The 7952-nt window shown below is 66.6% G+C and carries 8 protein-coding genes; all 8 read left to right on the forward strand.

The annotated features are described in order from the left end of the window. On the forward strand, positions 1-353 hold a 353-nt coding region (folK, locus tag N5J73_RS23540; protein ID WP_279941362.1), incomplete at its 5' end, for a 2-amino-4-hydroxy-6-hydroxymethyldihydropteridine diphosphokinase. 34 nt (positions 354-387) lie between these two features. Then, positions 388-1203, forward strand: a complete 816-nt coding sequence (gene panB / locus N5J73_RS23545; protein ID WP_049445298.1) for a 3-methyl-2-oxobutanoate hydroxymethyltransferase — start codon at positions 388-390, stop codon at positions 1201-1203. After that, entirely contained in the window at positions 1200-2039 is an 840-nt protein-coding gene (gene panC / locus N5J73_RS23550; protein ID WP_049445295.1) for a pantoate--beta-alanine ligase, read from the forward strand. The genes panB and panC overlap by 4 nt, the downstream gene beginning before the upstream one ends. A 67-nt stretch (positions 2040-2106) precedes the next feature. Beyond that, positions 2107-2604, forward strand: a complete 498-nt coding sequence (locus N5J73_RS23555) for a hypothetical protein (protein ID WP_049445294.1) — start codon at positions 2107-2109, stop codon at positions 2602-2604. Positions 2605-2691: 87 nt separating this feature from the next. Beyond that, the gene (gene panD / locus N5J73_RS23560) at positions 2692-3072 is read left to right on the forward strand and encodes an aspartate 1-decarboxylase (protein WP_005409061.1); all 381 of its coding nucleotides are present in this window, start codon (positions 2692-2694) and stop codon (positions 3070-3072) included. Beyond that, positions 3069-4583: a glucose-6-phosphate isomerase gene (gene pgi, locus N5J73_RS23565; RefSeq protein WP_049445291.1), complete on the forward strand. Its 1515-nt coding sequence runs from the start codon at positions 3069-3071 to the stop codon at positions 4581-4583. The genes panD and pgi overlap by 4 nt, the downstream gene beginning before the upstream one ends. A gap of 315 nt (positions 4584-4898) precedes the next feature. Continuing rightward, positions 4899-5105, forward strand: a complete 207-nt coding sequence (locus tag N5J73_RS23570) for a DUF6229 family protein (protein WP_049423517.1) — start codon at positions 4899-4901, stop codon at positions 5103-5105. A gap of 82 nt (positions 5106-5187) precedes the next feature. Continuing rightward, on the forward strand, positions 5188-7952 hold a 2765-nt coding region (locus N5J73_RS23575; protein ID WP_279941363.1), incomplete at its 3' end, for a type 2 lanthipeptide synthetase LanM family protein.

Raw genomic sequence — 7952 nt, forward strand, 5'->3', positions numbered from 1 at the left:
CCTGGGGCAATGAAGACCAGCCGCCGTTCGTCAACGCGGTGGCTGCGGTCGACACCACATTGCCGGCCGACACGCTGCTGCAGGCGATGCTGGCGCTGGAGCAGCGCTTTGGTCGCGTGCGCGACCCGGCGGTGCACTGGGGCCCGCGCGCGCTGGACCTGGACCTGCTGCTGTATGGCGCGCAGGTGCTCGACCAGCCCGGTCTGCAGGTGCCGCATCCTTACCTGCACGAGCGTGCCTTCGTGTTGGTGCCGCTGGCCGAAATCGCGCCGGATCTGGCCATTCCCGGCCATGGTCGCGTGCGGGATGCAGTGGTGCGGGTGGATGCCTGCGGGATCGCACCGATAAGGTGATAATGCCCGGGTTATCTCCCCCGGTTATCAGCACATGAGCACCCACGCAGACAGCAAGCCCTGGACCGTTCCCGCCCTGGCCGAGGCCAAGCGCAATGGCCAGAAGCTGGTCATGTTGACCGCCTACGACGCTGGCTTCGCCCGCACTTTCGACGCAAATGGCGTTGACCTGATCCTGATTGGCGATTCGCTGGGCATGGTCGTGCAGGGCCATGATTCGACCCTGCCGGTGACCGTGGCCGACATGGTCTACCACACCCGCGCCGTGGCCCGTGTGCTGCAGCGCGCGCTGCTGGTGGCCGATCTGCCGTTCGGCGCCGATGCCACCCCGGAGCGCGCGCTGGATGCATCGCTTCAGCTGCTGCAGGCCGGTGCCGAGATGGTCAAGATCGAAGGTGCCGGCTTCAAGGTCGACATCATCCGTTACCTGGTCGAGCGTGAGATTCCGGTCTGCTCGCACCTGGGCCTGACTCCGCAGTCGGTGCTGCGCCTGGGTGGCTTCAAGATCCAGGGCCGTGGCGATGCCGCACGCCAGCTGGTGGAAGATGCCAGGGCCGTGGCTGCTGCGGGCGCCAGCCTGCTGGTGCTGGAGTGCATGCCGAGCCCGGTCGCCGCCGACGTCACTGCCGCTGTGGAAGTCCCGACCATCGGCATCGGTGCCGGCCCGCAGTGCGATGGCCAGGTGCTGGTGCTGCACGATTTCCTTGGCCTGGACAGTGGCCATCGCCGTCCCAAGTTCGTCAAGGACTTCCTTGCCGAAGGCGGTTCGGTGGCGGGTGCCACCCGCGCCTATGCCGACGCCGTGCGCGACGGCAGCTTCCCCGACGAACAGCACGCTTACGCCCAATGATCCAGACCTTCAACGAGCTCGGCGCATTGCGCGAGCAGATCGCCCAGTGGAAGCGCGAGGGCCTGCGCGTGGCGCTGGTGCCGACCATGGGCAACCTTCACGGTGGCCATCATTCGCTGGTGACCCTGGCCCGCCAATACGCCGACAAGGTGGTGGCAAGCATCTTCGTCAACCCGACCCAGTTCGGGCCGAACGAGGATTTCAGTCGCTATCCGCGTACGCCCGAGGCCGACGTGGCCGGGCTGGAGCAGGCCGGCTGCGATGCGGTGTGGCTGCCCAGCGTCGAGGCGATGTATCCGCTGGGCGTGGACAAGACCACGCAGATGCACGCGCCCGGCGTCAGTGAAGTGCTGGAAGGCGCCAGCCGTCCGGGACACTTTGATGGCGTGTGCACGGTGGTCGCGCGCCTGTTCCTGCAGGTGCAGCCGGACGTGGCCGTGTTCGGCCGAAAGGACTACCAGCAGCTGGCTGTGATCAAGCAGATGGTGGCCGAGCTGTCGTTCCCGATCCAGATCGTCGGCGCGGACATCGTGCGCGACGAGGATGGTCTGGCCAAGAGCTCGCGCAACCAGTATCTGAGCGCCGAACAGCGCCCGGTTGCGACCAGTATCCACCGCACCCTGCTGGGCATGCGCGAAGGCTATGTAGCCGGGCTGCCACGTGACCGCATCGAGGCCGACGCCACGGCGGCATTGCAGGCAGCTGGTTTCCAGGTCGACTATGCGGTGCTGCGCACGCCCGATTTGGCCGAGCCGACCTTCGACGGCGGCGGCCGCGTAGCGCTGATCGCCGCACGTCTGGGCACCACCCGCTTGATCGACAACCTGGAATTCTGAGCCGCATGCGGCTTGGGGGGCGCCCTCAACGGGCGCCTTTCCACTTCCCACGGACGGGAGACCTGAAATGAAAACCCCCAGCACTGATACCGGCCGTCTTGCCCAGGCCTCTATCCTGGCGGTGTTGGCGGCAGGCATGCTGCCGGCTCAACTGTTTGGCGGCCTGATGTTCGCATTTGAATTCAGGCGCACGCCGATGCCCGCGCTCACCGGCGGTGGACTGATGTTCGGGCTGGGCGTCTGCATCGCCATCGCGGTGTTCCTGCCGATGGCGCTGCTCCCGCGATCTCGGCAGCCCCTGCGCCGGATCAGCTTCGTGCTTGCAGGGTCTGCCCTGGGCGCGCTGGCCATGGCCATCCATGAATGGCCGGGCGCGATCCATGGGCCGCTGCTGCAGCGCCTGCGCTATGTGGATACATTCGATGTGATCAGCTATGGGCTGACAGTGTTGGCTGCAGGGGGCCTGGGCCTGGCCTCCGGGCTGGCCTTCCATACGGTGTTCAGGCTGTCACTGCAGGGCGGTGCCGTCCATGCCACGGCGCCGCCGCCGGGCAAGGGCACCTGAACGGCCTTCAGCGTCCTGCCGCCGCCCCCTGGCGATGGCCAAGCGGGTGCTAGAATCCGCTCTTTCCTTTGCCGTTGCAGCGCCCCCATGCACCTGTCCCTGCTCAAGACCAAGATCCACCGCGCCACCGTCACCCATTCCGAGCTGAACTACGAAGGCTCGATCGCCATTGATGACAACCTGCTGGCTGCCACCGGCATCCGCGAGTTCGAGCAGGTGCACATCTGGGACGTGACCAACGGTGCGCGCTTCTCGACCTACGCCATCCGCGCCGAAGCCGGCAGCGGCGTTGTCTCGCTCAACGGTGGCGCCGCGCGCCACGTGCAGGTCGGTGACATCATCATCATCGCAGCGTTCGCCAGCATGACCGAGCAGGAAGCTGACAGCTTCAAGCCGAAGCTGGTGTACGTTGATGGCAAGAACCAGATCACCCACACCAACGACACGATCCCGACCCAGGCCGCATGACAACGAACAACGGATTCGACTCGCTGCACTCCCACGCCCAGCGCCTGAAGGGCGCAAGCATTCCCAGCCTGCTCGCCGCCGAACCCGGGCGCGTGCAGGATCTGGCGCTGCGGGTCGGTCCGTTGTACGTCAACTTCGCGCGGCAGAAATACGATGCTGCGGCGCTGCAGGCGTTGCTGGCGCTGGCTGCCGAGCGTGATGTCGGTGGCGCCATCACCCGCCTGTTCCGTGGCGAGCAGGTCAACCTGACCGAAGGTCGCGCGGCGCTGCACACCGCGCTGCGTGGCGATGTGGTCGATGCGCCGGTGGCGGCCGAGGCCTATGCCACCGCGCGCGAGATCCGCCAGCGCATGGGCGTGCTGGTGCGCGCGCTGGAAGACAGTGGCGTGACCGATGTGGTCAGTGTCGGCATCGGTGGTTCCGACCTTGGCCCGCGCCTGGTTGCCGACGCGCTGCGTCCGGTCAGCGGTGCGCGCCTGCGCGTGCATTTCGTCTCGAACGTGGACGGCGCCGCCATGCAGCGTACGCTGGCCACGCTGGATCCGGCGAAGACTGCCGGCATCCTGATCTCCAAGACCTTCGGTACGCAGGAAACCCTGCTCAACGGCCAGATCCTGCACGATTGGCTGGGTGGCAGCGAACGCCTGTATGCAGTCAGTGCCAATCCGGAACGCGCCGCCAAGGCCTTTGCCATCGCCGCCGATCGCGTGCTGCCGATGTGGGACTGGGTGGGTGGCCGTTATTCACTGTGGTCGGCGGTCGGTTTCCCGATCGCGCTGGCAGTCGGCTTCGATCGCTTCGAGCAGTTGCTGGAAGGCGCGGCGCAGATGGATGCGCATGCGCTGGATGCACCGCTGGAGCGCAACCTGCCGGTGCTGCACGGCCTGACCGACATCTGGAACCGCAACCTGCTGGGCCATGCAACGCACGCGGTGATGACCTACGACCAGCGCCTGGCGCTGCTGCCGGCCTACCTGCAGCAGCTGGTGATGGAAAGCCTGGGCAAGCGCGTGCAGCGTGACGGGCAACCTGTCACCACCGACACCGTGCCGGTGTGGTGGGGCGGCGCGGGCACCGATGTGCAGCACAGCTTCTTCCAGGCACTGCACCAGGGCACCAGCATCGTTCCGGCAGATTTCATCGGCTGCGTGCACAACGACGATCCCTACACGATCAATCATCAGGCCCTGCTGGCCAATCTGCTGGCGCAGACTGAAGCACTGGCCAATGGCCAGAGCAGCGACGACCCGCACCGTGATTACCCGGGCGGCCGCCCGAGCACGCTGATCCTGCTCGACGCGCTGACCCCGCAGGCGCTGGGTGCACTGATCGCCATGTACGAACACGCTGTGTACGTGCAGTCGGTGATCTGGAACATCAATGCCTTCGACCAGTTCGGTGTCGAGCTTGGCAAGCAGCTGGCCAGTGGCCTGTTGCCGGCGCTGCAGGGTGAGGATGTTGCGATTGCCGACCCGATGACCCGCGAAATCCTGGCGCAGCTGAAGCGCTGACCCGGCCTGCGGATGTGCCGGCGCCGGCCGGCCATCCCATGTCTCTCCGCTTGCCTTCGATCCGGTCGCGCATGAATGGTGCGCGGCCACGCATTCCGTGTCGTTTGCGTGCTGCACATGCAGCGCATCCGCGTGCCTGCCGCAGCGCAGCTTGACTGCGCATCGCCTGCCATTGCAGTGTGCACGGGCGGCTGTACCTGTCATCCAGTATCGCTCGCAGCATGATGTTGATGCCAGGGACTGGCCGTATCCGAAGGGACGTGGAATCGATCTATGTCCTCAACGCCTCATGTTGTGAATGACAGGAGATTGCGAATGGATCTGAATGACGATGTTGTGTCCGGCTGGCTCAATGGCTCGGACGATGTGGATGGGTGCGCCAACCCTGCGGGTTCGCTGTTCATCTATGGCGCTGCGGCTACCGAGTCCGCACTCACGTCGGCCTCCGACACCCTGATCACCGGTGGTGGCACCGAGTGCACCACCACGATGTCCGTGGTCAATCACTGCCTGTGTTGCTGATGTAGCCCGAGCCGGCACGCAGCGCCTTGCGGCTGCGTGCCGGCAACTGGAACAGACTTCCCGATACCTTGCAGGGGGCGTAATGACCGCTTCTCCGGCTGCGGCCGCGTTTGCGCGCATCACCGAACATTTCCTTGCCCATGCGCGCGCCGCGTTGGCGGCCGGCCTGCATGACCCTGCCATTGCGCTGCAGCCCGGTGAGCGCGAACTGCTGCACGCGCAGGGCGACGCGGCGCTGCGTGAGCATGCCCAGCTCAAGCTCAACCGTGTGCTGTTGCTGGAACTACACGCAGCTGCGCGCGGCGGTGACATCGGCCCGCTTGACAGCGCCGGTGCGTTGGACGAATTCGTAGCCCTCGCCACCAGCGAGGGTTTCCGTGAACATCTGCAGCGACGCTACCCGGTGCTGTTGCCGCGGCTGTCGCGCATGCTTGAAGGACAATGCGCGGCCGTGGTGGAGCTGGCCGCGCGCATCGGCAGTGATCGTGCGCTGCTGACGGAACTGCTCGACACTCCGGCCGGAGCGCTGCGTGCGATTGCGTTGGGGCGGGGTGACCTGCACGGCGGCGGCCGGACCGTGGCACGGCTGCAGTTCGACGGCGGCGTGCTGATGTACAAACCGCGCTCGCTGCGCATCGATGCGGCGCTCGATGGCCTGCTCGCTGCGGTCTTCGGTGAGGGCCCGGGCCGGGTGCGTGTGCCGCGTGTGGTTGATCGTGGCAGCCATGGCTGGGCCGCGTTTGCCGCGCACCGTCATTGCGCCGATGACGAAGAACTGCGCGCCTACTACCGCGGTCTTGGCCATTGGCTGGCGATCCTGCGCCTGGTCGGTGGTACCGACATCCATCTGGAGAACCTGATCGCTGTCGGGCCGGTGCCGGTGGTGATCGATGCAGAAAGTGTGTTCTCGCAGGTGATCGACGTCGAGCCGTCGGGCCTGGGCGACGCCTACGATACGGCCATCAAACTGATGCGCAATTCCGTGCTGCGCACCGGCATCGTGCCGTTCCGCACCACCGGCCTCGGCATGGAGGGCGTGGACCTGTCGGCTGCCGGCGCATTGCCAGGCGAGCAGCCGCGGGTACAGGTGCCGGTGATTGTCGAGGATGGGACGGGGCCGGCCCGGCTTGGCATGGTCGAGGCCGAAGTCGCCATCGCACAGAACCACCCCAGTCCACAGCCGGATGTTTCGTTGTACTGGGACCACATCAGCGAAGGCTTCATCGACGCCAGCGGGCGCCTGCGCGCACTCGATGCCAAGGGCGAACTGATGCCACTCCTGGCGGCTTTCGAAGGCTGCCAGGTGCGGGATGTACGGCGGCCGACAATGGCCTACGCCGAGCTCGGGCGGATGCTCTGGCATCCAGCCTCGCTGCACAAGGAAGCCCAGGCGGTTGAGCGCGCGATCGATCTGCTGGTGCGCAATGCAGCGGTGTCACCGGCTGCGCCATCGGATCTGGAAACCGTACGTGGAGAAGTGGACGACCTGCGCCACGGTGACATTCCGATCTTCACTTCGCAGCTGGACGCGACCCGCATCCGCTCCATCGCCGACAACTGGCGTGCGATGCGCATCGACCTGGAAGACGTGACCATCCGCAGCACGCTGGTGGCCACCGACCTGAACCAGCATGCGCTGGCCCGCGCCGAGGCTCGCTCCGGCTACAGCTATGCCGCGCAGCAGCCTCGCGCGGACGATCTGGACCTGCGCCGACGAACGCTTGCGGCACGCGCGGTGGAGAATCTTCTGCGTCTGGCCGTGCATGGTGAAGATGGTTCGATGACGTGGATCACGCCCGAGGTGACCCGCACAGGATGGACCGTCCAGCCGGTGCAGCCCGACCTGTATTTCGGGCTGGGGGGCATTGCGTTCGCACTGGCGGCCTACCGCCGGGAAGTGGAGCAGGGACGTGCCGACCCGGTGGCCGGGCTGGATCCGGCCATCGAAGGCGCCATTGCGGTGTTCCAGACCATGTGCGAGCGCCATCCCGCCGGGATCGATGGTGGATTCGTCGGCACAGGCTCGCAGATCTGGACCCTGCTGGCGTTGCATGATCTTCTGCAGCGCCCCGCGCTGCTTGCGCTGGCCGAGCGCTGTGCGGAGGGCGTGGAACGTCGTGGTTTCCAGGGGCCGGTGAAATTTGAACTGATTGATGGCGTGTCCGGCATGATCCTGCCGTTGTTGGCGCTGGCCGAGGCCACCGGCAGAACGCGCTGGCTGGAGTTGGCGGCTGCGGCCGGGCGCCGCATGCAGGAAGCGGCGATCGTCGATGTCGACGGTGCACGCTGGCCGACGCCACAGTTCCGCGAGCCGATCGGTGGCTTTGGCCACGGCGCGATGGGCATGGGCTGGGCGCTGGCGCGGCTGGCGCGGTCGGACGCCGGCAGCGTGCCTGAGCGCGCCGCCTGGCGGCAGTTGGCCGAAGGAGCGTTTGCGTTCCAGGCGGCGTTGTTCGAACCGCATACCGGGCACTGGCGCGACATCCACCTGCAGGATGGGCAGAAGAACTTCCCGACCTGGTGCCATGGCAGTGTTGGCATCGGTCTGGCGGCGGCGGATCTGTATGCCCGCACTGGCGATCCCACGCAGTTGCGTGACATGCGGCGGGCTGTGGCCGACGCGCGCGGCAAATGGGGGTTCAGCCACACCCTGTGCCATGGCGACCTGTCCACGCGGGAGCTGCTGGTGCTGGCGGCTGCGCTGGATCCGGAGGGATGCCCCTATCCGCAGGACGAGGCCGCCATCGAGATCGTTTCTTCGATCGAGGAGCACCAGGGCATGGTCGGCGGACTGACCCGCGCGGCCTTTACTCCGGGCTTGATGATCGGCCTGGCAGGTGCGATCTA

Source organism: Stenotrophomonas sp. GD03654 (assembly GCF_029845105.1).
Lineage (GTDB): Bacteria > Pseudomonadota > Gammaproteobacteria > Xanthomonadales > Xanthomonadaceae > Stenotrophomonas > Stenotrophomonas africana.

Bases quoted from the DNA above. Each gene is read 5' to 3' on its own strand.
- panB (WP_049445298.1), top strand. From the start codon at position 388: ATGAGCACCCACGCAGACAGCAAGCCCTGGACCGTTCCCGCCCTGGCC.
- panC (WP_049445295.1), top strand. From the start codon at position 1,200: ATGATCCAGACCTTCAACGAGCTCGGCGCATTGCGCGAGCAGATCGCC.
- N5J73_RS23555 (WP_049445294.1), top strand. From the start codon at position 2,107: ATGAAAACCCCCAGCACTGATACCGGCCGTCTTGCCCAGGCCTCTATC.
- panD (WP_005409061.1), top strand. From the start codon at position 2,692: ATGCACCTGTCCCTGCTCAAGACCAAGATCCACCGCGCCACCGTCACC.
- pgi (WP_049445291.1), top strand. From the start codon at position 3,069: ATGACAACGAACAACGGATTCGACTCGCTGCACTCCCACGCCCAGCGC.
- N5J73_RS23570 (WP_049423517.1), top strand. From the start codon at position 4,899: ATGGATCTGAATGACGATGTTGTGTCCGGCTGGCTCAATGGCTCGGAC.